Below are 22,602 nucleotides of genomic sequence, written 5' to 3'. Positions count from 1 at the left end.
TTTCTTCGGTAATGTCGACGACGTGGAACGAACCCTCTTCGGTGCGCGGTTCAAGCTGATGCTCGCGCTGTTCCTGCCGGAGTTGTTCGTCGTCCTCCCGGTCGTCAGCGGAGCCAACCCGCTGAGCCTGGCCACCGCGCTGACAGCGTCGGTCGCGGTCGCCAACCCGCTGGGGCTGGCCGCCACCCTGTCCGCGTCGCTCGCCGTCATCCTGCTCGCGCTCGCCGCGCACTTCAGCCTGGAACCAGCGGCCGCGGCGATGAAAGTGCGCGCCATCAGCCTGCGCGAACGCGCTCAGCTGTTCCTGAGTCTGCGCGATCCCGACGCGCGCGGCCGCGTCCGGCCACGGGCTCCGTCACGGGGCATCGTGGCTGCCTGACTTCTCCTTGTTCGAAGGTGAGGCAGTCACTCCTGCCCACACCTTCAAACGACGGAGTGACCCGGTCATGTTCGATGTCTTTCTGTACCCTGTTTCCGCCATTCTCTGGTTCTGGCACAAGGTTTTCGGCGCGTTCTTGAGTCCCGGTTCCGGCGCGGCCTGGGTGCTGTCCATCGCGTTCCTCGTCTTCACCCTGCGCCTGCTACTGGTCAAACCAGCCCTCAGCGCGCTGCGCGCGGGACGTCGCACGCAAGCGCTCGCCCCGCAGCTGCGGAAAATCCAGGAAAAGTACGGCAAGGATCGCCAGCGCATGGCGAAGGAGATCCAGAAACTCCACGCCGACAACGGCTCGAGTCCGCTGGCCGGCTGCCTCCCGGCGCTGGTCCAGCTGCCGGTGTTCCTGTCGCTGTACTGGGTACTGCGCGACTTCACCCCTGGCGCCCGGTCGAATCACGTTTTCGACCGCGCCGAGGTCGAATCCTTCTTGAACGCCGGAGTGTTCGGCGCGAAACTCGGCAACTGGCTTTCGCAACCGGCGGCGGAGCTGGCCGCGTTCGGCACGGACCACACCGATATGTTCGCCGTCGGGATACCGCTGATGCTGGTCGCCGGCCTGGCCACGTTCTTCTCGATGCGCTCGAGCCTGAACAGGCAGACCTCGGCCGCTCCGCAGGCCGCGGGGATCACCAAGCTGATGATGTACCTGGCGCCGCTCGGGATGCTGGTCTCGGGATCGTTCTTCCCGGTCCCCATCGGGGTCCTGCTGTACTTCCTGGCCACCAACGTGTGGACGCTGGGGCAGCAGCATTTCCTCACCAAGGTGCTTGACCGGGAAGAGGCGGCGCGGGTGGTCGTGAAGCCCAAGGCGACCGCCCCGCGCCCCGGACAGAAGCCCCGGCGGGGCTGAGGTCACCAGATGTGGACTTCGTACACCCGCACGGTTCCGGAGAAGCCGACACCCTGCCGGAAGCCATTCCGCCCCAAACCGCGGCGATACTGCCTGTTCCGCGTTGCGACGTTGTCCGAAAAGGCAGAGGCGCCCGAAGGCGCCGTGGCGGGAAATCGGCCTAAGAACTGTTCGGTACCGGCGTGTCGGGCAAAGCGCGATGGGGAATCATCTCGCTCTGCCCGGGAACTGTTCCCGGGCGGGTGGGTGTTCCCGGCGCCGCGAGGCGCCGGGAACGCGTTCAGCGAATCCGCAGGTGGCGGCCGGTGAGCGACACGGCATCCTCGGCCAGAGCCGACGGGGTGCCTTCGAACACGACCGTCCCGCCGTCGAAACCCGCGCCGGGACCGATGTCGATGACATGGTCGGCGTGCGCGATCACCCGTTGGTTGTGTTCGATCAGGACGAGGGTCGCGCCGTCGTCCACGAGGTCGTCGCAGAGGGCGAGCAGCCGGTCGACGTCGCTGCCGTGCAGTCCGGCGGTGGGCTCGTCGAGGACAAGGCGCAGGTCGTCGGCGGGGCCCGCGTCGGCGAGGTGGCGGGCGAGGAGGAGGCGCTGCCGTTCGCCGCCGGACAACGTGTCGAGGCTTTGCCCGATCGTCAGGTAGCCGAGACCGACCCGGTCCAGCCAGTGCAACCGCCGCGCGATCGGCGACCGCTCGCCGAACAGGGCGGCGGCGTCCGCCGGGTTCATCGCCAGGACGTCGGCGATGGTGCGGCCGTTCAAGCGCGCGGCGAGCGCGTCGGAGTTGAACCGGGTGCCGCCGCACGCGTCGCACGCGGTTTGGACGTCGTCGAGGAAAGCCAGGTCGGTGATGATGACGCCCTTCCCCTTGCAGACGGGGCAGGCCCCACGGCCGTTCGGGCTGAACAACGACGGATGGAGCCCGGTGGCCTTGCCGAAGGCTTCGCGGACGGGTTCGGCGACGCCGAGCACCGTGGCGGGGGTGGACCGGATGCCGCCGCGCAGCGGAGCCTGCTCGACGACGACGAATTCGGGATGCTGCCGGGGGAGTTCACCCGCGATCAGCGTGCTCTTGCCGGAACCGGCGACCCCCGAGACGACGGTCAGGACACCGAGCGGCACGTCGACGGTGACGTCACGCAGGTTGTGACTGCGGGCGCCGGAGATCGTCACGGTTCCCTTGGCCACGCGGACGCGCTTCCGGAAGTGGAGCGGGGCGCGGAGGACACGCCCGGTTTCGGTGCCGGTCGCGGTGAGGTCGCCGGGGGTGCCTTCGAACTGGACGTGACCGCCTTCGGTGCCACCGCCCGGCCCGAGGTCGATGACGTGGTCGGCGGCCGTGATGACGGCGGGGTGATGTTCGACCACGAGGATCGTGTTGTGCGCGTCGCGCAGCTTCGCCAGCAGTTCGAGGAGCCGGTGTACGTCGTGCGGGTGAAGACCCGTGCTGGGCTCGTCGAACACGTAGCAGACGTCGCTGAGCGCGCTGCCGAGATGGCGGACGATCTTGACGCGCTGCGCCTCGCCGCCGGAGAGCGTCCGTGATTCCCGGGACAGGCTGAGATAGCCGAGGCCGACGGAATCCAGTGCGTCGAGGCGTTCCCGGATGGCCTGCAGCAAGGGTGCCACGGCCGGATCGCGGACGGCCGCGACGACGGCACGCAGTTCGCTGACCGGCAGCGCCGACCAGTCCGCGATGGACCGCCCGTCGATCAGGCTCTTCCTCGCGGCTTCGGCGAGGCGGGTCCCCCCACAGTCCGGGCAGGTGCTGCGGGTGACGACTTCGGCGAGCCCTTCCTGTTCTTCGGCGGTGAGGCGGGACGGCGTCTTGCGCAGGTACGAATCCCGCAGCCGAGGGACGATGCCGTCGAAGACGCCGTGCTGGGGATAGTCGGGCCCGGGATTGTCGAGGGGGAGTCCTTCGGCGTACAGCAGGGTTTCGACCTTCGCCGACGGCAAGCGTCCCACCGGGACATCCGGGTCGACGAGTCCGGAGTGGACGAGCCGCTTCCATCGGTAGGTCCCCGGAGCGAAGGTCGGGAAGCGCACGGCTCCCTCGCGCAGGCTTCGCGACCGGTCGAGCAGCCGGTCGAGGTCGATGTCGTCGACCACGCCGAGTCCTTCGCAGCGCGGGCACATCCCGCTCGGATCGTTGAACGAATAGGCGGGCGTGAACCCGGCGCTCGGCTGCCCGAGCCGCGAGAACAACAGGCGCAGCAGCGGGGCGATGTCGCTCGCCGTACCCACCGTCGATCGCGCGTTCCCGGTGAAGCGCCGTTGGTCGACGATCGTGGTGAAGAGCAGTCCGTCGATCCGGTCGACGTCGGGCGGCGGATGCTGCGGGAGCCGGTTCCGCACGAAAGCGGGATAGGTCCCGGTCACCAGGCGCTCGGCTTCGGCCGCGATCGTGTCGAACGCCAGCGACGACTTGCCCGAGCCCGAAACGCCGGTGAACACCGTCAGCCGGTGTTTCGGCACCCGGACCGACACGTCGCGAAGGTTGTGCGTCCTGGCGCCCTCCACCGTGATCCACCGGCCGCGCTCGGTCTGAATTCCTGGATCTTCCGACATGATGTCAGGCTACGATGAGATGTGGCCGGTTTACGGCCACAATTATTCGCAGGTGGGAGGCGCCCTGACAGCACCACGGGAACGAATGCTGCGGCTGCTGTCGCTTCTGCAGACCGGTCGCCAGTGGCCCGCCGCCGAACTCGCGTCGGCCATGGAAGTCCCGCCGCGCACCCTTCGCCGGGACATCGACCACCTCCGCGGCCTGGGGTATCCCGTGGAGAGCACCCGTGGTCCGGGAGGCAATTACCGGCTCGTCGCGGGCGCCGCGCTGCCGCCGCTCATGCTGGAACACGACGAGGCGATCGCCACCGTGCTCGGCCTGCGCCTCGCCGCGGCGGGCGGGACCGGCATCGACCTCACCGCAGAGTCAGCGGACCGCGCCGCCGCGAAACTCCGGCGTGTCCTCCCGGCGGCCCTGCGACGGCGGACCGACGAAATGCTCGCCTCCGTCGAGTTCGGCGGCGGTGAACAACCGCGGGTCGCCCCCGACGTCCTGAACGTCCTCGCGGCGGCGATCGCGGCTCGCCGGTGTCTCGAGTTCGAGTACACCGCGAAGGACGGGCCGTCGTCCCGGAGGGTCGAGCCGATGCGTCTCGTCCAGCTCGGCAGGCGGTGGTACCTCTACGCGTGGGACCTCGACAGGCGGGATTGGCGGAACTTCCGCCTCGACCGGCTCACCGCGCCGAAGACGACCGAGGTGGTGTTCGAGCCCCGCGCCCTCCCCGTCGATGACGTCGCCGGTCATCTCCAAGAGCGGTTCCACAGCCCGAAATCGCTCCGGATCACCTTGACCCTGCGGGTCAGCGCGGGTGAGGCGGCGGCCCGCCTCCACCGGATCGACGGCAGTTTCGAGGAACTCGGCGACCAGAGCTGCCGGTATGTCGCGTACGTCGACTCCTTCGAGTGGCTGGCCGTCGTGCTGACCCTCACCGACATCGACTTCACGGTGGAGGAGCCGGCGGAGTTCGGCGAGTACCTCGCGAGAACCGGTCAGCGCCTGCTTCGGGGGAGCGCGCGCTGAGGCTTCAGACGTCGTCGGTGTGTGGCCACTGCTGCCCGCGGGTCCACGAGTCCAGCACCATGAGGGTCTTCGTGCCCGTGACCTGGTGATGCCGCCTGATCTCGTCGATGGTGTGCTGAAGATGGCCCATGTCGCGGACCCGCAGCCAGACGAGCGCGTCGGGATCACCTGCGATGGTGAACACGGCCTGTGCCTCCGGCATCCGGGTGGTCGTGCGGACGATCTCGCCGACCTTGGTGGTCCCGGTGAACCGCAGTTCGGTGAACGCCTCGATGCCCCAGCCGAGTTTGGCGTGGTCGATCTGGACGGTGTAACCGACGATGACGCCGTTCTCCTGCATGCGGTCGATCCGGCGTTTGACCGCCGCGGTGGACAGCGTCACCCTGGCCCCGATGTCGCCGAGGGTGCGCCGGGCGTCCTCCCGCAGCAGTTCGAGGATTTCGCGATCGGTCTCGTCGATGAGCTGGTCCACCATGGACAGGATGGTACGCAGACGCAACGGATATCGCCCATCGCTGGGTATGGCCCGGATATTTTGCGTGTGAAGAGGCAATAGGCTGCGCCTTGTTGCGGCAGGCCGCCGACGTCCGGTGTCCTGTCCTGAAATCGCGCGGGGGCGCCGAAGGAGGCAGGTCTGGTGGAGCAGTTCACGTTGGAGGACCGGTATCTGGTCGAAGACGGCACCGTCTACCTCAGCGGGGTCCAAGCGCTGGTCAGGATGCTGTTCGACCGCGTCCGGCACGATCGCGCCACCGGGGCGTCCCCCGCGGTGTTCGTCTCCGGCTACGAAGGTTCGCCGCTGGCGGGCTACGACCTCGAACTCGGCCGCCGGTCCGTTCTGCTCGAGAAGCACAACGTCGTACACCGGCCCGGCCTGAACGAGGAACTCGCCGCGACGGCGGTGATGGGCAGCCAGCTCACCGCGTCGGTCGGTTCCTCGGCAGGCGGCGTCACCGGGTTCTGGTACGGCAAGGCACCCGGTCTGGACCGGGCGACGGACGCCCTGCGGCACGCCAACCTCGCGGGCACCGACCCGGCGGGCGGCGCGGTGGCGCTGGTCGGCGACGATCCGAACGCCAAGTCCTCCTCGGTGCCCTGTGCCTCCGAACTCGCGCTGGCGGACCTGTCCATGCCGGTGTTCTTCCCCGCCGATTCGCAGGACGTGCTGGACTTCGGCCTGCACGCGGTCGAACTGTCCAGGGCGAGCGGCCTGTGGTCGTCGATGAAACTCGTGGCGAACGTCGCCGACGCCGCGAGCACCGCCCAGGTCCGGCCACTGTGGACACCACCGGAGCTGGCTCTGCCCGCGTACCGGCACAAGCCCAGCTCCCGGCTGCTCGGCACCACGCTGATGGCGCTGGAACGCAGCCTCTACACCGAACGCCTGCCGTTGGCCGTCGAATACGTGCGGGCGAGCGGGATCAACCGGATCGTCGCGCGGGGGCCGGCGGACCGCGTCGGCATCGTCACCGCCGGAAAGTCCTATTTGGACCTCATGCAGGCCTTGCTGCTGCTCGGCCTGGACGCCGAGGCGTTGTCCCGGCACGGCATCCGGATCCTCAAACTCGGCGTCATCCATCCGCTCGAACCGTCGATCATCCGCGAGTTCGCCGACGGCCTGAGCGAGATCGTCGTGGTGGAGGAGAAGCGTTCCTTCGTCGAAGCGGCGATCAAGGACGTGCTCTACGGCACCGCCGGAGCCCCCGCCGTCCACGGCAAGACCGGTCCGGACGGCCGCACTCTGTGCACCGAGCTCGGCGAACTCGACCCGGACGCCATCGCCAGGGCCCTGGCCGGGCGGCTGAGCGAGCACCACGAGATCCCGTCGGTGACCGCGTGGCGGTCACGGCGGCGTCGTGAGCGTATCTCGGTGCCACTGCTGACCCGCACGCCGTACTTCTGCTCCGGCTGCCCGCACAACTCGTCGACCAAGGTGCCCGAGGGAACCGTGGTGGGCGGCGGCATCGGCTGTCACGCCATGGCGTTGTTCATGGAACCGGAACAGGTCGGGGACGTAGTCGGTCTGACCCAGATGGGCGGCGAAGGCGCGCAATGGCTCGGGATGGAGCCGTTCGTCGAAGCCTCGCATTTCGTGCAGAACATCGGCGACGGCACGTTCACCCATTCCGGCAGCCTCGCGGTGCGGGCCGCGGTCGCCGCCGGGGTCAACATCACCTACAAGATCCTTTACAACGCGACCGTCGCGATGACCGGCGGACAGGACGCCGTCGGCGGGCTACCGGTGGAGCGGCTGGCGTCGCTGCTGCTGGTCGAAGGCGTCGCCAAGGTGGTCATCACCAGCGACGAACCGAAGCGTTTCCGCGGTGTCCGCCTGCCAGACGGCGTCGAAGTCCGGCATCGTGACGAATTGCTGAGCACCCAAGAGGAACTGGCCGGGGTGCCCGGGGTGACCGTGCTCATCCACGATCAGGAATGCGCCGCGGAGAAACGCCGCAAACGCCGTCGCGGCAAACTGGACACCCCGGCCGCCAAGGTCGTCATCAACGAGCGGGTGTGCGAAGGGTGCGGCGACTGCGGAGAGAAGTCGAACTGCCTGTCGGTGCAGCCGGTCACCACCGAGTTCGGCCGCAAGACCGCGATCCACCAGTCTTCGTGCAATGTGGACTATTCGTGCCTGGCGGGAGACTGTCCCTCGTTCATGACCGTGGTGCCCACCGGGCGGAAACAGCGGCGGCAGGCGGGCGAGATCGCCGCGGCGGACCTGCCGGAGCCTGAGACCGCGGGCACCGACTTCTCCGTGCGGATCACCGGCGTCGGCGGGACCGGCGTGGTCACCGTCGCGCAGATCCTCGCCACCGCCGCCGTACTCGAAGGCAGGCAGGTCCGGACCCTGGACCAGACCGGGCTCGCGCAGAAGGGCGGCGCCGTCGTCTCGGATCTGAAGATCACCGCCGAGCCGACGTCACAGGCCCCGAAGCTCGCGGCCGGCGAGTGCGACCTCTACCTGGCTTGCGACGTCCTCGTCGGTGCCGACCCGGCGCATCTCGCGGTGGCCGATCCCGGCCGCACCACCGCCGTGGTCTCCACGACCGAGGTGCCGACCGGCAAGATGGTCGTCGACACCACCGTGTCCTTCCCCGACGCCGCCGCCGTCCGCGGCGCGATCTCGGAGAACGCGGCGCGCACCGTGGCACTCGACGCCAGGGCGCTGGCGGAGACCTTGTTCGACGACGACCAGTTCGCCAACATCCTCCAGCTCGGCGCGGCGCAGCAGACCGGCGCCATCCCGCTGGCCGCGGCCAGCCTGGAACGCGCGATCGAGCTCAACGGGGTCGCCGTCGCGGGCAACCTCCAGGCGTTCCGGCGAGGGCGGCAGCTCGTCGCCGACCCCGATGCCCTGCACGAGGCCGTCACCCCTCCCGCCGTCGTCGCGACCCCCGCTCCGTCGGCGGCGGCTCTTCGCGCCCGCGCGCTCGTACACGCCGAGCCGGGCTCGGAACTCGCTCGCCTGCTGGACATCCGCGTCCCGGAACTCGTTCGGTACCAAGATGTTCGCTACGCGCGGGAGTACGCCCAGTTCGTCGAGCGCGTCCGGGTCCTGGAAGGGGACTCGACCGCGGTCACCGAAGCGGTGGCCCGCAATCTGCACAAACTGATGGCCTACAAGGACGAGTACGAGGTCGCGCGGCTTTCCCTCGATCCGGCCGTGCTCGCGGGGATCGAAGCGGAGTTCGGCGTCGGCAGCCGCTACGCCTACCGCCTGCACCCGCCGGTTCTCCGCGCGCTGGGAATGAAACGGAAGATCGCGCTCGGGCCGGGCTTCCGCCCGTTGTTCGTCGCGCTGCGCGCCGCCAGGAAGGTGCGCGGCACGCGCTGGGACCCGTTCGGCAAGGCCAAGGTCCGGAAGGTCGAGCGGGAGCTCGTCGGCCAGTACCGGGAGACGATCCTCGCCGCGTTCAGCGCCGAGGACCTCGATCGGGACCGGCTTCTCGCCCTCGCCGAACTGCCCGACCTGATCCGCGGCTACGAGGACGTCAAACTGGCGAACGTCGAGGCCTATCGCCGGGAACAGGCGGCGCTTCTTTCTCGGCAGTACAGCCCAAGGTGAGGGGTGGGCTTGTGCGTCGGCCCGGCGTCGCGCGGCATCACTCACGAGACCGCTCCGCTTGCCCGACCGGACACACCGCGCCATCAGTGCAACTCGCCCTGTCGCACAACCGGCACAACAGATCGGCGTTGCCTACATCGGCGTAGAGGCGGGTCAGCAGTTTGCCCAGCAGATCGGCGAACTGCTCCTGCTCCCGTGCGCTGAGCTCCTCGATCAGGCCGGTCAGTCCCGCGCCGCGCGCCTCCAACAGGGTGTTCGCCGCCTGCCGTCCCACCGGGGTGAGTTCGACGGCTACCTCACGGCCTTGGCGGGGGCGCCGTTCGAGCAACCCGCTCCGTTCCAGTGAGTCGACCATGCGGGCCGCGGCCGATTGACTCAGTCCTACTCGGCGGCCCAGCTCGGACACACTCAACCCAGAGGCGGCCGACGCCACCACGAGAGCCGCCGCGCCGCTGGCGCTGACCCCGACCTTCCGGTGCGCATCCGCCAGCACCCGGTCGGACACGGCCAGTGCCGCCGCGCCCAGCAGATTCGCCGTCCTTGCTTGCATGACTCATGCATAACCGGTACGGCGTCGACCCCGCAACCCGGACGCGGGGCAGCTCGCTTTCATCCGCCCAGCGCCGGTCCGATCCACCGGCGGACGAGTTTCCGCAGCTCGTCGTCGTCGAGCGTCGCCGCCGAGGGATAGCGCAGAAAGGACAGGAAGAGCCGCATCAGGATCTCGGCGAGGCCCTGGAGTTCCTCGTCGGTGGTGACCCCGACGGCGGTCCAGTCGACCGGCACGTTGCGAAGGATCCGCGCGCCGAGGGCGAAAGCCGGGGCGGAGGCGACTTCGACGGTGAAGAAGTCGGTCTCGCCCGCCTCCAGGAGCAGGCCGAGATAGGGCTCGTCGGGCACCGTTCGCACGGCGAACACCACGGATTCCACGGCCGCCTCGGCGGCGCTGCCGAACGAAGCCAGATGGCGTTCCATCCGCCCGGCGAACTGACCGAATCCTCCCTCCAGGGAGTTCACGGCACGGCTCCAGACGTCACGGTCCGCAACGTCCTCACCGTCACGGCGAACGGGGCGGCACTGCGTATCCGGCTGGGCAACCCGTTCGGCGGCACCCCGCTGGTCGTGCGGTCGGCGTGGGTCGGCGTGCAGCCCGCGACGCATTCGCCCGTGCTGGTGCCCGGTTCGAACCGCCGTGCCACGTTCGGGTTCAAGCGGACGGTGACGGTGCCGCCGGGCGGCACCGTCTGGAGTGACCCGCTGCCCCTGACCGTGCGGTCCGGCGACCACGTCGCGGTGAGTGTGTACGCGCCGGGGTCGCCGATCAACGACCACACCTTCCCGCCGCCGGAGAGCGACACCCCCGGTTCGTTCCTGTCCGCCGGGCCCGGTGACGCCGGATCGGACGAGTCGGGGACCGCGTACGGCGCCTTCTCGCCCGGCAACCTGTGGTGGGTGGACGCCGTCAGCGCCGTCTCCGCCGCGCGCGGCACCATCGTGGCGCTCGGCGATTCGATCACCGACGGCTACAACGCCTTCGGTGGCGGTCCGCGCTGGACCGACGTACTGGCGGCGCGGATCGGGCAACTGCCGCCGGGTCGGCGGCTCTCGGTCGCCAACGCCGGCATCAGCGGGAACACGGTCAGCGTCCAGCCGAACCCGTACGACCCGACCACTCAGTGCTGCGGTCCGCCCGCCCCGTCGCGGCTCGACCGTGACGTGCTTTCGCTGCCCGGCGTGAGCCACGTACTGCTCTTGGAAGGCACCAACGACCTGGGCGGCGGCGACCACGCGCCGCCCGCGCCCGCGGCTCAGACCATCGACGCCATGCGGACCATCGCGGCGAGGGTGCACGCGGCCGGGGTGAAGATGATCGGCGCCACGATCCTGCCGATGTGCAACGCGGCGGGCGGTGCGAAGGAACAGGCCAGGCTCGCGGTCAACGACTGGATCCGTACGTCCGGGACATTCGACGCGGTGTTGGACTTCGACGCCGTGCTGCGCGATCCCGCCGATCCGACGGTGATCCGTCAGGCCTGGCGGAACGACTGCTACCACCCCAACGCCGCGGGTGACCGCGTGCTCGGTGAGTCGATCGACCTGTCGGTGTTCGGTCTGCCCCGGCCCGCCGCGCTCGCGCCGGCCGGTGACCACCGCCTCGCCGGGTAGCGGAGCCACGCCTGAGGTAGCCCGTGTGAGGGAGCGAGAGGGCGGCATTGTCGCCTCTTGCAGCCGGTTTGCGCCCGCCATCAAACTGTTACCCCTGACGGGCTAACGTCGTCGTATCTTTCGGACTAACACCTCTGACGGTTAGTGCGTAACGGAAGAGCAGGAAGGAGTCTCGCACCTTTCCCGCGGTCGACGCGGTCGCGGAATCACCCAAAGGTGCGGGCGAGACGAGTCCGGCGTGGCCGGCTTTCGTCAAGGCGCGTCATCGGCGCCGAGCCCGGGTCTTCACCGGGATGGCGCGACATCGTGAAAAATCGCTCGCCGGCATGGCGGCGAATACCTCTTCGTCCACAGTGGACACCTGAGTGCGTGGCACCCAAGTGTTTCCGTCGATGGACCAGTTCGGGAGAACCCGGCGATGAATACTGCCCTCATACGTATGTCTACAATGGACACAGAAGTCGGCTTCGGCTACGAATATCTGTGCTTTCCGCCTGCCGGGGGAACGGTGCTCGGGCTCCGCGGGCTCGCTCGCGCCTCGTCCGGTTCCGAAGTGTGGGGTGCGGAATATCCGGGGCGCGGCGAGTGTCTCGCCCTGCCGCCCGCCGGGTCGATCGAGGAGCTGGCGGAGGAGATCGCCGGAGAAGCCCTCGATCGGTTCGGGGCGGACGGCCTTTCGCGGATCGTGCTGATCGGGTTCAGCATGGGCGCGTTCGTCGCCTTCGAAGTGGCCCGCCGGGTCTGCCTTCGAGGACATCCGGCGCCGGCGGCGCTGGTCGTCGTGGGTGTGTGCGCGCCGCACCGGCGAGCGCGGGGGAGCGGCGCGTCCGAGGTGGAACGGCTGATCGAGCGGATCGCCCTGACCCGTCCGGCCGAGTACCGGGACTACGTGCTGGATCTCCTCTACACCGATCTGCGACTGACCAGGGCTTATGCCGCCACCGCCGACGCGCCGCTGACCTGCCCGATCCTCGCGGTCCGTGGCGAAGACGACCTGGCCTTCGCCGGGGGCGACGACGCGCTCCGGGCGTGGCGGGCCTGGACGTCCGGGCGGTTCGAGTGCCGCGTCGTGCCAGGGGGCCATCTCGGGGTGCTCACCCCGGGCCGCGAAGCCGGGTTCTGGACCTTGGTCCACGAGGCCACGGCTCGGCAAGGAGTCATGCGATGAGTGATCCATCGCTGTCCATCGTGGACGGCGGGACACGACGGCTTCCTCAAGGGACCTGGTGCGACCTGTTCGAGCGCCAAGCGCGGCGGACGCCGTCCCGCCGATGCCTGGTCACCGGCGAGACCTCCTGGACATTCCGGGAGCTCGACGTCTGGAGCGACAGGCTCGCCCGTGTACTGCGCGACGCGGGTGCGGTGCCGGGTTCGGTGGTGGCCTGCGGGATGACGCGGTCCGTGCGCGCGGTACTGGGAGTGCTGGCGACAGCGAAGACGGGGGCGGTCCAGCTGCCGATCGATCCCGTTTCGCCCGTCGCCAGAGTGGACGCGATCCTCGGTGACGCCCGGCCCGCCGTGGTGCTGACGGACGCCGCGAGCCTCGCGTCGCGGGCGGACGTGGTGCTGTCCGACGAGGACTGGGAGGCGGAACTCGCCCGTCGAGACGGGCATCGGCTGCCCAGAGGCGCCGCGGGTCCGGCGTACATCATCTATACCTCCGGTTCGACGGGCGCGCCGAAAGGCGTGATGGTCGGCCATCGGAGCCTGGTCAATCTGTACGGCGAACTCGCCGATCGGTTCTTCCCCGCGAGCCGCGGCCCTCAACGGGTGGCGCACGGTTTGCCGCTGTCCTTCGACGCGTCCTGGAATCCGCTGTCGTGGCTGGCGGGCGGGCACGAGCTGCATCTGGTTCCCGATTCCGCCCGGATGGATCCCGAGTCCTATGTGGACTTCGTGCGGGAGCACCGGCTGTCGGTCGTGGAAGCGGTACCCGCGCAGATGTCGGCACTGCTGGCGGCCGGACTGCTCGACGGCCGGAGTCGCCCACGGCTGCTGCTGATGGGTGGAGAGGCCATCGGCCAAGAACTCTGGTCCCAGCTGCGCGAAGCCCCGGACGTCACCGCGGTGAACCTCTACGGGCCGACCGAGTGCACGGTGTTCACCACGGCCTGCCGGCTCGACGAGCGCGCGACGCCGTCGATCGGGCGTCCCATCGGCAACACCGCCGCCCGGGTCGTCGACGAGGACCTGCGGCCGGTGCCGATCGGCGAGCCCGGCGAGCTGCTGATCAGCGGTTCTTGTCTGGCCCTCGGCTACCTCGGCTCGCCGGAGCTGACCGCGGACCGGTTCGTCACCGCGGGAGAGCGCCGATACCGGACGGGCGACCGGTGCCGGCTCGCGGTGGACGGTCGGCTGGAATGGCTGGGCAGGCTGGACGACCAGGTCAAAATCCGTGGGCATCGGGTCGAACCGGGGGAGACGGAGCACGCGCTGCTCGGGCTGCCCGGTGTCCGGCAGGCCGTGGTCCGGGCCGAAGGCGCCGAACCACGGCTGGTCGCCTACGTCGTCCTCGGCACGAGCTCCCTCGCCGAGGTGCGGGAACGGCTGCGGGCGGTGTTGCCGACCTATCTGCTGCCCGCCGCCGTGATCCCGGTCGAGGCGATGCCGCTGGGGCCGAACGGGAAGATCGACCGGACCGCACTGGCGCCATTCGTCCCGGCACCGAGCGCGAGCGTGCTGACCCCCGAGCAGGCGCTCGTCGCCGCCGCGTTCCGTGTCCAGCTCGGGATTCCGGCGGTCGACGCGGACAGCGACTTCTTCGCCCTCGGTGGTCACAGCCTTTCCGCCGCGGCGCTCGCCGCCCGGCTGCGGGCGCGAGGGGTGCCGTGTTCGCTGCGGGACGTGTTGCTGCGCCGCACGGTCGCCCGGCTCGCCGAACTCGTCCCTACCCTTGCGAAAGGAGCGTCGACATGGACGACTACGACGTGATCGTGGTGGGCGGCGGACCGGGCGGCTCCACCGTCGCCGGGCTCACCGCCGCGGAAGGGCACCGGGTGCTGCTGGTGGACAAGGACGTCTTCCCGCGCTACCAGATCGGGGAATCCCTGCTGCCCGCCACGATCCACGGGATCTGCGCCCTGCTCGGTGTGCGCGAGGAGATCGAGCGGGCGGGTTTCGTCCGCAAAGGCGGCGGCACCTTCAAATGGGGTACCAGCGCCGAACCGTGGACCTTCTCCTTCGCCGCTTCCGAGCGGATGGCGGGGCCCACGTCCTACGCGTATCAGGTCGAGCGCAGCCGGTTCGACCTGGTGTTACTCGACGGCGCGCGCCGTCTCGGTGCCGAAGTCCGGCAAGGACACCGGGCACTCGGCACGATCCGGGAAGGCGATCGGATCACCGGCGTCCGCTACGCCGACGACACCGGACGTGAGCGGCTGGCGACGGCCCGCTTCGTCGTGGACGCCTCGGGGCACGGCAGCAGGCTCCATCACGATGTCGGCGGCGCCCGCGAGTATTCGCCGCATTTCCGGAACCTGGCGCTGTTCGGGTACTTCGAGGGCGGCCATCGGATGCCCGCGCCCCACGCCGGGAACATCCTGTGCGTGTCGTTCGCCGACGGCTGGTTCTGGTACATCCCGCTTTCGGACACCTTGACCAGCGTCGGAGCCGTGGTCAAACAGGAATCGGCGACCAGGGTGCAGGGCGATCCCGACGTGGCTTACGCCTCGCTGATCGATGATTGCCCACTCATCGCCGAATTCCTCCGCGACGCGCACCGCGCGACCGAACCGCCTTACGACCGGCTCCGGGTGCGAAAGGACTACTCCTACGACCGGACCGTCTTGTGGTGCCCGGGAATGGTGCTCGTCGGGGACGCCGCGTGCTTCATCGATCCGGTGTTCTCCTCGGGGGTGCACTTGGCGACCTACAGCGCGCTACTGGCCGCCCGGTCGATCAACACCACCTTGGCCGGTCTCGGCGAGGAGAGCCGCTGCTTCACCGAATTCGAAGCCCGTTACCGCCGGGAATTCTCGCTGTTCCGGGACTTCCTCCTCACCTTCTACGAACTGGACACCGGCGAAGACGACTATTTTCGGCAGGCGCGGCGACTCATCAGCAGTCACGGAGCCGCTGACGAAGCTTTCGCCGACCTCGTCGGGGGAGTGTCCTCACAGGACTTCTCCCGCGGGATGTTCGGCAATGTACTCGCCGAAGGAGTGCAACTGCAGTTGCGCGGGTTGCTCGGCGGTGCCGCGGGCGATGAGCCACCGATGTTCCCCGGTGGACTCGTCCCCACCGCGGACGGCAGGCGGTGGCGGGTGCCCGATGCCTGACCTCACCCTGCTGCTCGCGGCGCTCGCCGTACTGCTGAGCCTGGCCCGGTGCTTCGGCTGGGTCTTCACCAAGCTCGGGCAACCGGCCGTCCTCGGGGAGATCGTCTGCGGCCTCGCCGTCGGCGTCGCCCTGCGATCCGGACCCGGTCTGCCCGGCGGTGTCGACACCACCCTGGACGCCCTCGCCCAGCTGGGCCTGGCCCTGTTCCTGTTCGGTGTCGGCGCCCGCCTCGCGCCGTCGATGACGGCGACGCGGATCAAGACGGCGTTCGTCCCCGCGCTCGGCGCGACCGTCGTCCCGCTGGTACTCGGCGCGCTGCTGGCACTTCTGCTCGCCGACGGTCACGCCCCGGCCGGGGTCACGCCGTTCGTCCTGTTCACCGCGCCGGCGCTGGCGGTGACCGCCTTTCCCGTCCTGGCGCGGATCCTGGCCGAACGACGGATGCCGGACGACTCCCTCGGCCGGTGCGCGCTCACCGCCGCCGCGCTCTCCGACGTCACTGCGTGGACGGCGCTCGCCTTCGTCACCGCGTCGGTGCACAGTGGAGCGCGGGTCTGGCCGCTCCTGGTCGCTGTTCCGTTCGTGCTGAGCCTGCTGCTCCTCTCGCGGCCGTGGTTCGGGCAGGCGACGACGCGCCTGTCCGGGCCGACGGCGGCCGTGGCCATGGTCGCCGTCGCCTGCGCGGGGGCCGCGGTGACCGACGCGATCGGCCTGCACGCGGCGATCGGGGCCTTCCTCGTCGGCGCGGCCGTCGGCCGGTCCCAGTCCCGGCACGACCCCACCGCCCTGATCGCGCCGGCCGCGTCCCTGCTGGTGCCGTTGTACTTCGTCCTCATCGGACGGAAGGTCGATCTCGGTGACCTCGACGGCACCCTGGCCACCGAAATCCTCGCCGTCATCGCGGTCGCGGTCGTCGCGAAAGGCGGCGGCGCGTACCTCGGTGCCCGTCTCGCCGGACAGCCACCCCGTCCGGCCGCGGTCTTCGCGACCCTGATGAACACGCGCGGCGTCACCGAACTCGTCTTCCTCGGCATCGGGCTCGGTCTCGGCGTCATCGACAGCGCGTTCTACACCGCGATGGTCATCATGGCCCTCGTCACGACCGCCATGACCGGCCCCATCCTCAACCAGCTCGAACGAGACAAGGTGACCCGAGATGCCTGACCACCCAGCGGAACCGTGGCGGATCAAGATGGTCGAATCGATCCACGCCCGCACCCGTGACCATCGTGAACGGGCACTCCGGTCCGCCGGCTGGAATCCTTGCCTGCTCCGTTCCGAAGACGTCTACATCGACCTGTTCACCGACTCCGGGACCAACGCCATGTCCGACAGGCAGTGGTCGGCCCTCATGCGCGGCGACGAAGCCTACGCCGGTGCCCAGAGCTTCTACGTCTTCGAACAAGCCGTCCGTACGCACTACGGCTACGAACACGTCATTCCCGTCCACCAAGGGCGCGGCGGCGAGAACATCCTTTCCCGCTGCCTCATCCGCCCGGGCACCCACATTCCCGGCAACATGTACTTCCCGAGTACCCGCGCCCATCAGGAACTCAACGGCGCCACCTTCCACGACGTCATCGTCGACGAAGCACACGACGCGGATGGCGAACACCCCTTCAAGGGCAACGTCGACCTCGCCAAGCTACGGGCCGTCATCACCGAACACGGCGCGGCCGCCATCCCGTACGTCTCGCTCGCCGCGACGGTGAACATGGCCGGTGGCCAGCCCATCAGCATCGCCAACCTCACCGAGACCTGCGACCTCGCCCACGCGAGCGGGATACCCGTCTTCCTCGACACCGCCCGCGCCGTCGAAAACGCCTGGTTCGTCAAACAGCGAGAGCCCGGCTGGGCACACCGCTCGATCGCGGACATCCTGCTCGCCCTCTGCGCCCCGACCGACGGCGCCGTCATGTCGGCCAAAAAGGACTGCCTGGCCAACATCGGTGGCTGGATCGCGTTGCGGGACCGCGACCTCGCCGAACAAGCACGCGGACTGGTCCTGCTCTACGAAGGCCTCCACACCTACGGCGGCATGGCGGGACGCGACATGGAAGCCATCGCACAGGGCATCGCCGAATCCGTCACCGAACAACACATCCGAGCGCGCATCGCCCAGGTCGAATATCTCGGCCACCGGCTCGACACCGCCGGGGTCCCGATCGTGCACCCCATCGGCGGCCACTGCGTCTGTATCGACGCCACCGCCGTCCTCGCCCACCTGCCCCGCACCGCTCTGCCCGGCCAAACCCTCGCTGCCGCCGTCTACCTCGAGGGCGGGGTCCGCGGCGTCGAACGCGGCACCGTATCGGCCGGACGCGACCCGGCCACCGGCGAGAACCGTTACCCCTCACTGGAATTCCTCCGGCTCGCCCTTCCCCGGCGCGTCTACACCCAAAGCCACATCGACCATGTCGCCGACACCGTCATCCGTGTCCACCGGCGACGTGACCGCATCACGCGCGGTCTCACGTTCACCTACGAACCACCCCACCTCCGGTTCTTTCAAGCCCGCTTCGCGCCTACCGAGGGCACGAGCATCTACGGCAGCTGACCGGGGTGGAACCGAGGCCGGACAAGGGGAGCCGCAGCCCGACATCACACCGTCCCACATCGGCCGGTAGTGAAGGGCTCCTTCCCTACCTTCAGGGTAGGCAAGGAGGCCTTCACGGACCGGGCGCGCGCCCTCGATAACCCTTACTTCACCGGGCAGGCGAGGACAGCGTCAGTGCCTCCGACTGCGGTGTCGCGCAACAGCCGCTGCTCGTCGCCGCTTCGGCCGGTTCGTCGAACAGGCCCGAACCGCCGCAGACCCCGGTCTCGGTCATGCGCAGTTCGACGCGGGCGGCGGCCTCGTGGTCTCCGGCGAGCTGGGCGGCGATGCTGCGGACCTGTTCGTATCCGGTCATGGCCAGGAATGTCGGCGCCCGGCCGTAACTCTTCATCCCGGCCAGATAGAAGTCCTTTTCCGGATGGGCGAGTTCCTTCGCGCCGTGCGGGTACACGGTGCCGCACGAGTGCACGTTCGGGTCGATCAGCGGCGCGAGCGCGACCGGCGCCTGCAGGGTCGCGTCCAAGCCCAGGCGGATCTCGGAGAGCCAGGTCAGGTCGGGACGGAACCCGGCCAGGGCCACGACCTCGTCCACCCGCTCGATCCGCTGCCCGGCGGACGAGATCAGGGACAGCGGTCCGTCGCCGTCGCGTTCGACCGCCTCGGTGCGGAACCCGGTCACCACCCTGATCCGCCCGGAGTCCACGGACTCCTTGGCGCGCAGCCCGAGCGCGCCGCGCGCGGGGAGCTGGTCGGCCTCGCCGCCGCCGAAGGTGTTGCCCACCGCGCCGCGCCGCAGGACCCAGGTGATCCGCGTGGTGTCGTTCGCCAGTCCGGACAGGGCCACCAGCGCGGTCAACGCCGAATGGCCGCTTCCCGCGACCACCACGTGCTTGCCCGTGTAGCGCGCCCGCACCGCCTCGTCGCCCAGATTCGGGACCCGGTAGACGATCCGATCCGCGGCGGCATGTTCTCCCACCGCCGGGAGCCCTTCGCCGCCCAGCGGATTCGGGGTCGACCAGGTGCCGGACGCGTCGATCACCGCCCGGGCGACGATCCGCTCCTCGGAGCCGCCCGCGGAGCGAACGTGCACCGTGAACGGCTCGTCGTCGCGGCCGCTGTCGACGACCCTGTCCCGCCCGCGGCGCGCCACTCCGCTCACCTCGGCGCCGAACCGCACCCGGTCGGCGAGCGCCTCGGCCAGTGGCCGCAGATACCGCCCGGCCCACTCCGAGCCCGTCGGATATGCCTCACCGGCGGTCCGTGCCCAGCCGGTCTTCTCCAGCAACCGCCCGGCCGCGGGGGCGACGAGTTCCGACCACGGCGAGAACAGCCGCACGTGATTCCACTCCGCCACGTCCGCGCCTGCCCGTGCGCCTCGTTCCAGTACCAGCGGTTCAAGGCCGCGCTCCACCAGTTCGGCGGCCGCCGCGAGCCCCACCGGGCCGGCCCCGATCACCACGACAGGCAGCTCGTTCATCCCCAGGCACCTTTCATCGATCCACTTCGATTAAGCCGACTCGAGAGACTGTATCGATCGGAATCGATTGACGCAACCATCGATTCTGGTCGATACTGGACGGTATGACCACGGTTGTGCCCGTCCCCCTCGCCGGGCTCCTGCCCGAGCGCGAAGCCGCCACCTACGCGGGGTGGTTCGCCTGCCTCGCCGAACCGACGCGGGTCAAACTCCTGCACGCCGTCGCGACCTCGCCCCGGGGCCTGACCGTCGGCGCGCTGACCGAGATCCTCGGGACCAGCCAGTCCACCTGTTCCCACCACGTCCGGAAACTGGCGGAGGTCGGCTTCCTGCACCTGCGCAAAGAGGGCACGGCCACGGTCGTGACGATCAACCAGGCCTGCTGCAGCGGACTCCCGCACGCCGCCGACGCGGTCATGGGTCTCCTCGCGCCGCGTCCTTGCTGCCCGGACAACCTGCCGTCCGACGTCACCATTCGCGCCCTTGACGACGACGACCGGGACTCGGTCCACCGGCTCTACGGCGACAAGGTCGAGGTTCCCGTGCGCGAAGCGCTCGACGGGGAGGGACATCGCTGGGTAGCCGAACTCGATGGCGAGGTCGCCGGCTGGACCGCCGCCATTCCGGTCTCGGCAGGCGAGTGCTTTCGGGGCGTCGCCGAGACGTCGGTGTACGTCGGCGAAAAGCACCGCGGCCGAGGGGTGGGGAAAGCCTTGCTGTTCAAACAGGTCACCGAAGCCGACGCCGCCGGGCTCTGGACACTTCAGACTTCGGTCTTCACCGACGATCGCGCCGGGATCGCCCTGCACCGAAGTGCGGGCTACCGCACCGTCGGCATCCGCGAACGCGTCGCGCGACGGGATGGCGTCTGGCACGACGCCGTCTTCCTCGAACGCCGCAGCCCGGTCGACTAGCTCCGGCGTGGACCAGGTCCCGTGGCGGCGGGACCCGGCGCTTTACGCGGTGACGAGCGAGAGGCCGTAGGTCTGCAGGATCTCGTTCACCGGCTGGAACCAGGTTTCCCCGCCGGATGCGCAGTTTCCCCAGCCGCCCGAGGTGACTCCCTGAGCCTGGTCACCGGTGATGAAGGAGCCCCCGGAGTCCCCGGGTTCCGCGCAGACGTTCGTGCGGGTCATCTGGTGGACGGCGCCCTGCGCGTAGTTGACGGTCTCGTTGTGCCCCAGCACGGTGCCGCAGTGCCAGTGCGTTGTCGAACCCGAACGGCACACCGAAGTGCCGACCGGCGCGACCCAAGATCCTCGTACGAGCGCGTCGCTCACCGTGCCCCAGCCGAGCACGACCGGCGCGGTCCACCAGCCGTTGCCGATCCGGATGAACGAGTAGTCGTTGCCGGGGAACGAAGAACCGGCGAAGCTGCCCATCGCGGAGCCGTCCCAGTCCACGACCGAGCTGCCGACGCCGCCGCAGTGGCCGGCGCTGACGAAGCCACCTCGGACGGAAAATCCGATCGAGCAGCGGGTGTTCCCGTTGATGTAGTAGGGATCCCCGCCGACGGTGCCTGCCGCGAACGGGGTGGGCGCCGGTGCGGTGACCACGGTGACCGGTCCGGATTTCCTTGCCCTGGCGAGGAAATCGTCGAATTCGGCACCGTGCGCGCCGGGGCGTACGGAGACCACGACGGTGCCAGTCCGCACATCGGCGCGCCAGCCGTTGACTGCGGTGGGAGCGGGTTTTGTCTTGACCGACGAGTCGATCTCGGCCTTGGCGGCGTCGAGTTCGGCCGCGCTGACCGCGACAGCGGCCGGTTCCGCACCGGCTTTCCGTACGGCGGAAACGGCCGCGGGGTCGGTCACCCCGACGACGAGCTTGCCGCGCGCCGGGTCGAACCAGGCGCCGCCGAAGGCCGCGCCCGCGGCGTCCCGCGCGGCCGGCATGACGCGCGTGGCGGTCATTTCCTGGGCGAGCCGGGTTTCCGCCTGTGCGGCGGTGAGCCCCAGATCCCGCTGCATGGCGGCGATCAGCCCAGGGGACGCCAGTGCGGTGGGAGCGAGGGCGGCGGCCGTGAGGCTCGCGGTCAGGACGGCGGTGCCACCGAGTGCCAGGGCGATTCTTCGACGCATGGAGGACTCCTTCAAGGTCGGGGGAAAGAAACACACTGCTCGCCGAGTGTGCGGCCCGGATGCGGAGCGAGTCGAGAATTGTCCGGTCTTCTGTCCGAAATTCCGACTGCGGCAACGAAAAGGCGTCACGAGGGTCCACGCGGCGACGCGCCGATCGCGCGGCAGGACTTGTTTCCTGATGGATCCCTTGCCTGCCAAGGGGAAGAAAGTTTTTCACTGGCTTCGCGGCGACCGTGGCGACAACCTTCGGCTCGTCCGCCCTGATGCGGCAACGAGATCGGGGTTCGCGGTACCGTATGGCGGTGATGGGGGGAGGAGGGTTCGTTGGTGATGACGATCGTTGACCGCAGAAACCTTTGCCGCCGCCTGAACTGCGAGGACGCGGAGTTCTGGCTGGGGCTGTGCGCCCCGCATTGGGCGCGCTGGCACGACGGGCTCGATGCCCTCGACCAGCCCGACGACGAAAGGCCCGCTCCGCCGCGCAGCGTGTTCACCGCTCCGGTTCAGGCAGGCAGTGTGTCGCGGCGCGTACGGGCTGTGACCGGGATGTCGTACGAAGTCAGCGCCTGAAGCCTCGGTTCACCGGCAGGCGTGGATACCGGCGAGGACGGCGCTCAGACTGGGAAGCCACCGCTGTCGCGGGTCGGGCGCCGTCACCCATTCCGGCGAGGAGTCGACTCGCCGGTTCCCCATCGGCAGGGGGAGCAGCGCGCCCCCCGCGAGCACCTCGACGTCTCTCGGCAACGCGGAGCGAGGGGGGATGAGGCCGTCGGTCTCCGCGAGTATGGCCACGCGTCGCCCCTGTCGTGACGGGACGACGAAAGCGGGCCCGTCGCAGCCGGTGACGGCGAGGCGGTCGAGGACCGGTCCGGCGCTGAGCTTGGGGAGCGTCGCGGCGCAGATCCCGTTCTCCAAGGCCAGGAACGGTCGGGAGCCCAGCCATTTCACCGACCAGCCGAAGAGCTTGCCGTAATAGGCGTCGAAGTTTTCGGCGGTCGCGTCCCGCGATGTGGATTCGGTGGGCTGTACCTGCTGGTCGAGGGTCATCGTCGACGCCTTCAGCTCGGCGGAGTGGGGTGTTCCCCAGCTTAA

General features: G+C 69.5%; 19 protein-coding genes. 12 read left to right on the top strand and 7 right to left on the bottom strand.

Features of this window, described 5'->3' with window-relative positions:
• The first annotated feature begins 22 nt into the window (after nucleotides 1–22).
• Entirely contained in the window at nucleotides 23–379 is a 357-nt protein-coding gene (locus AVL48_RS34650) for a DUF6412 domain-containing protein (protein ID WP_061987674.1), read from the top strand.
• A gap of 67 nt (nucleotides 380–446) precedes the next feature.
• A complete protein-coding gene (gene yidC, locus AVL48_RS34645; protein ID WP_061987676.1) occupies nucleotides 447–1,286 on the top strand; it encodes a membrane protein insertase YidC in 840 nt (279 codons plus the stop codon).
• A gap of 280 nt (nucleotides 1,287–1,566) precedes the next feature.
• On the opposite strand, the gene AVL48_RS34640 is transcribed toward yidC, so the two are convergent.
• Complete coding sequence (locus AVL48_RS34640) at nucleotides 1,567–3,861, bottom strand: excinuclease ABC subunit UvrA (protein ID WP_244162334.1); 2,295 nt, start codon at nucleotides 3,859–3,861, stop codon at nucleotides 1,567–1,569.
• Between the two features lie 85 nt (nucleotides 3,862–3,946).
• Here AVL48_RS34640 and AVL48_RS34635 point away from each other — a divergent pair, with 85 nt between their 5' ends.
• Nucleotides 3,947–4,882, top strand: a complete 936-nt coding sequence (locus AVL48_RS34635; RefSeq protein ID WP_061987678.1) for a helix-turn-helix transcriptional regulator — start codon at nucleotides 3,947–3,949, stop codon at nucleotides 4,880–4,882.
• A 4-nt stretch (nucleotides 4,883–4,886) separates the two neighbouring features.
• Here AVL48_RS34635 and AVL48_RS34630 read toward each other — a convergent pair whose 3' ends face one another.
• Nucleotides 4,887–5,357 carry an Lrp/AsnC family transcriptional regulator gene (locus AVL48_RS34630; protein WP_061987679.1) on the bottom strand — a complete coding sequence of 157 codons (471 nt, stop codon included), beginning with the start codon at nucleotides 5,355–5,357 and terminating at the stop codon, nucleotides 4,887–4,889.
• A 162-nt stretch (nucleotides 5,358–5,519) separates the two neighbouring features.
• Here AVL48_RS34630 and AVL48_RS34625 point away from each other — a divergent pair, with 162 nt between their 5' ends.
• Entirely contained in the window at nucleotides 5,520–8,951 is a 3,432-nt protein-coding gene (locus AVL48_RS34625) for an indolepyruvate ferredoxin oxidoreductase family protein (RefSeq protein WP_061987682.1), read from the top strand.
• Nucleotides 8,952–8,988: 37 nt separating this feature from the next.
• On the opposite strand, the gene AVL48_RS34620 is transcribed toward AVL48_RS34625, so the two are convergent.
• Nucleotides 8,989–9,501 carry a MarR family winged helix-turn-helix transcriptional regulator gene (locus AVL48_RS34620; protein ID WP_061987684.1) on the bottom strand — a complete coding sequence of 171 codons (513 nt, stop codon included), beginning with the start codon at nucleotides 9,499–9,501 and terminating at the stop codon, nucleotides 8,989–8,991.
• 59 nt (nucleotides 9,502–9,560) lie between these two features.
• On the bottom strand, nucleotides 9,561–9,926 hold the full coding sequence (locus AVL48_RS34615; protein WP_244162335.1) for a hypothetical protein: 366 nt from the start codon (nucleotides 9,924–9,926) through the stop codon (nucleotides 9,561–9,563).
• Here AVL48_RS34615 and AVL48_RS34610 point away from each other — a divergent pair.
• From AVL48_RS34610 to AVL48_RS34585, 6 genes are all read left to right on the top strand, one after another.
• The gene (locus tag AVL48_RS34610; RefSeq protein ID WP_082857867.1) at nucleotides 9,915–11,117 is read left to right on the top strand and encodes a GDSL-type esterase/lipase family protein; all 1,203 of its coding nucleotides are present in this window, start codon (nucleotides 9,915–9,917) and stop codon (nucleotides 11,115–11,117) included. The two genes, AVL48_RS34615 and AVL48_RS34610, sit on opposite strands and share 12 nt — an antisense overlap.
• A gap of 448 nt (nucleotides 11,118–11,565) precedes the next feature.
• The gene (locus AVL48_RS34605) at nucleotides 11,566–12,285 is read left to right on the top strand and encodes a thioesterase II family protein (protein ID WP_244162336.1); all 720 of its coding nucleotides are present in this window, start codon (nucleotides 11,566–11,568) and stop codon (nucleotides 12,283–12,285) included.
• Entirely contained in the window at nucleotides 12,282–14,048 is a 1,767-nt protein-coding gene (locus AVL48_RS34600) for an amino acid adenylation domain-containing protein (protein WP_061987688.1), read from the top strand. The genes AVL48_RS34605 and AVL48_RS34600 overlap by 4 nt, the downstream gene beginning before the upstream one ends.
• On the top strand, nucleotides 14,030–15,394 hold the full coding sequence (locus tag AVL48_RS34595) for a tryptophan 7-halogenase (RefSeq protein ID WP_061987691.1): 1,365 nt from the start codon (nucleotides 14,030–14,032) through the stop codon (nucleotides 15,392–15,394). Before AVL48_RS34600 ends, AVL48_RS34595 begins: the two co-directional genes overlap by 19 nt.
• A complete protein-coding gene (locus AVL48_RS34590) occupies nucleotides 15,387–16,559 on the top strand; it encodes a cation:proton antiporter (RefSeq protein ID WP_061987693.1) in 1,173 nt (390 codons plus the stop codon). The genes AVL48_RS34595 and AVL48_RS34590 overlap by 8 nt, the downstream gene beginning before the upstream one ends.
• Nucleotides 16,552–17,952: a tryptophanase gene (locus AVL48_RS34585; protein ID WP_061987695.1), complete on the top strand. Its 1,401-nt coding sequence runs from the start codon at nucleotides 16,552–16,554 to the stop codon at nucleotides 17,950–17,952. The genes AVL48_RS34590 and AVL48_RS34585 overlap by 8 nt, the downstream gene beginning before the upstream one ends.
• Before the next feature lie 148 nt (nucleotides 17,953–18,100).
• Here the strand turns inward: AVL48_RS34585 and AVL48_RS34580 are convergent, their stop codons facing one another.
• Entirely contained in the window at nucleotides 18,101–19,429 is a 1,329-nt protein-coding gene (locus AVL48_RS34580) for an FAD-dependent oxidoreductase (protein WP_061987697.1), read from the bottom strand.
• Nucleotides 19,430–19,533: 104 nt separating this feature from the next.
• Between AVL48_RS34580 and AVL48_RS34575 the strand changes: the two genes are divergently transcribed.
• Nucleotides 19,534–20,343: a helix-turn-helix domain-containing GNAT family N-acetyltransferase gene (locus AVL48_RS34575; protein WP_061987699.1), complete on the top strand. Its 810-nt coding sequence runs from the start codon at nucleotides 19,534–19,536 to the stop codon at nucleotides 20,341–20,343.
• A 42-nt stretch (nucleotides 20,344–20,385) separates the two neighbouring features.
• On the opposite strand, the gene AVL48_RS34570 is transcribed toward AVL48_RS34575, so the two are convergent.
• Nucleotides 20,386–21,510: a S1 family peptidase gene (locus tag AVL48_RS34570; RefSeq protein WP_061987701.1), complete on the bottom strand. Its 1,125-nt coding sequence runs from the start codon at nucleotides 21,508–21,510 to the stop codon at nucleotides 20,386–20,388.
• Between the two features lie 330 nt (nucleotides 21,511–21,840).
• Between AVL48_RS34570 and AVL48_RS34565 the strand changes: the two genes are divergently transcribed.
• Nucleotides 21,841–22,080, top strand: a complete 240-nt coding sequence (locus AVL48_RS34565; RefSeq protein WP_061987703.1) for a hypothetical protein — start codon at nucleotides 21,841–21,843, stop codon at nucleotides 22,078–22,080.
• Nucleotides 22,081–22,089: 9 nt separating this feature from the next.
• On the opposite strand, the gene AVL48_RS34560 is transcribed toward AVL48_RS34565, so the two are convergent.
• A complete protein-coding gene (locus AVL48_RS34560; RefSeq protein WP_061987705.1) occupies nucleotides 22,090–22,557 on the bottom strand; it encodes a hypothetical protein in 468 nt (155 codons plus the stop codon).
• Nucleotides 22,558–22,602: the final 45 nt, after the last annotated feature.

It is taken from the genome of Amycolatopsis regifaucium (assembly GCF_001613935.1).
GTDB classification, from domain to species: Bacteria; Actinomycetota; Actinomycetes; order Mycobacteriales; family Pseudonocardiaceae; genus Amycolatopsis; species Amycolatopsis regifaucium.
The sequence above is the reverse complement of the archived record's forward strand: the minus strand, read 5'-3'. Positions and strand labels throughout refer to the sequence as shown.

Excerpts from the sequence above, each read along its gene's own strand:
- AVL48_RS34575 (WP_061987699.1), top strand. The coding sequence starts at position 19,534 with ATGACCACGGTTGTGCCCGTCCCCCTCGCCGGGCTCCTGCCCGAGCGC.
- yidC (WP_061987676.1), top strand. The coding sequence starts at position 447 with ATGTTCGATGTCTTTCTGTACCCTGTTTCCGCCATTCTCTGGTTCTGG.
- AVL48_RS34565 (WP_061987703.1), top strand. The coding sequence starts at position 21,841 with ATGACGATCGTTGACCGCAGAAACCTTTGCCGCCGCCTGAACTGCGAG.
- AVL48_RS34635 (WP_061987678.1), top strand. The coding sequence starts at position 3,947 with ATGCTGCGGCTGCTGTCGCTTCTGCAGACCGGTCGCCAGTGGCCCGCC.
- AVL48_RS34615 (WP_244162335.1), bottom strand. The coding sequence starts at position 9,926 with ATGGAACGCCATCTGGCTTCGTTCGGCAGCGCCGCCGAGGCGGCCGTG.
- AVL48_RS34630 (WP_061987679.1), bottom strand. The coding sequence starts at position 5,357 with ATGGTGGACCAGCTCATCGACGAGACCGATCGCGAAATCCTCGAACTG.
- AVL48_RS34560 (WP_061987705.1), bottom strand. The coding sequence starts at position 22,557 with ATGACCCTCGACCAGCAGGTACAGCCCACCGAATCCACATCGCGGGAC.
- AVL48_RS34580 (WP_061987697.1), bottom strand. The coding sequence starts at position 19,429 with ATGAACGAGCTGCCTGTCGTGGTGATCGGGGCCGGCCCGGTGGGGCTC.
- AVL48_RS34600 (WP_061987688.1), top strand. The coding sequence starts at position 12,282 with ATGAGTGATCCATCGCTGTCCATCGTGGACGGCGGGACACGACGGCTT.
- AVL48_RS34585 (WP_061987695.1), top strand. The coding sequence starts at position 16,552 with ATGCCTGACCACCCAGCGGAACCGTGGCGGATCAAGATGGTCGAATCG.
- AVL48_RS34610 (WP_082857867.1), top strand. The coding sequence starts at position 9,915 with ATGGCGTTCCATCCGCCCGGCGAACTGACCGAATCCTCCCTCCAGGGA.
- AVL48_RS34590 (WP_061987693.1), top strand. The coding sequence starts at position 15,387 with ATGCCTGACCTCACCCTGCTGCTCGCGGCGCTCGCCGTACTGCTGAGC.
- AVL48_RS34605 (WP_244162336.1), top strand. The coding sequence starts at position 11,566 with ATGGACACAGAAGTCGGCTTCGGCTACGAATATCTGTGCTTTCCGCCT.
- AVL48_RS34640 (WP_244162334.1), bottom strand. The coding sequence starts at position 3,861 with ATGTCGGAAGATCCAGGAATTCAGACCGAGCGCGGCCGGTGGATCACG.
- AVL48_RS34570 (WP_061987701.1), bottom strand. The coding sequence starts at position 21,510 with ATGCGTCGAAGAATCGCCCTGGCACTCGGTGGCACCGCCGTCCTGACC.
- AVL48_RS34595 (WP_061987691.1), top strand. The coding sequence starts at position 14,030 with ATGGACGACTACGACGTGATCGTGGTGGGCGGCGGACCGGGCGGCTCC.
- AVL48_RS34620 (WP_061987684.1), bottom strand. The coding sequence starts at position 9,501 with ATGCAAGCAAGGACGGCGAATCTGCTGGGCGCGGCGGCACTGGCCGTG.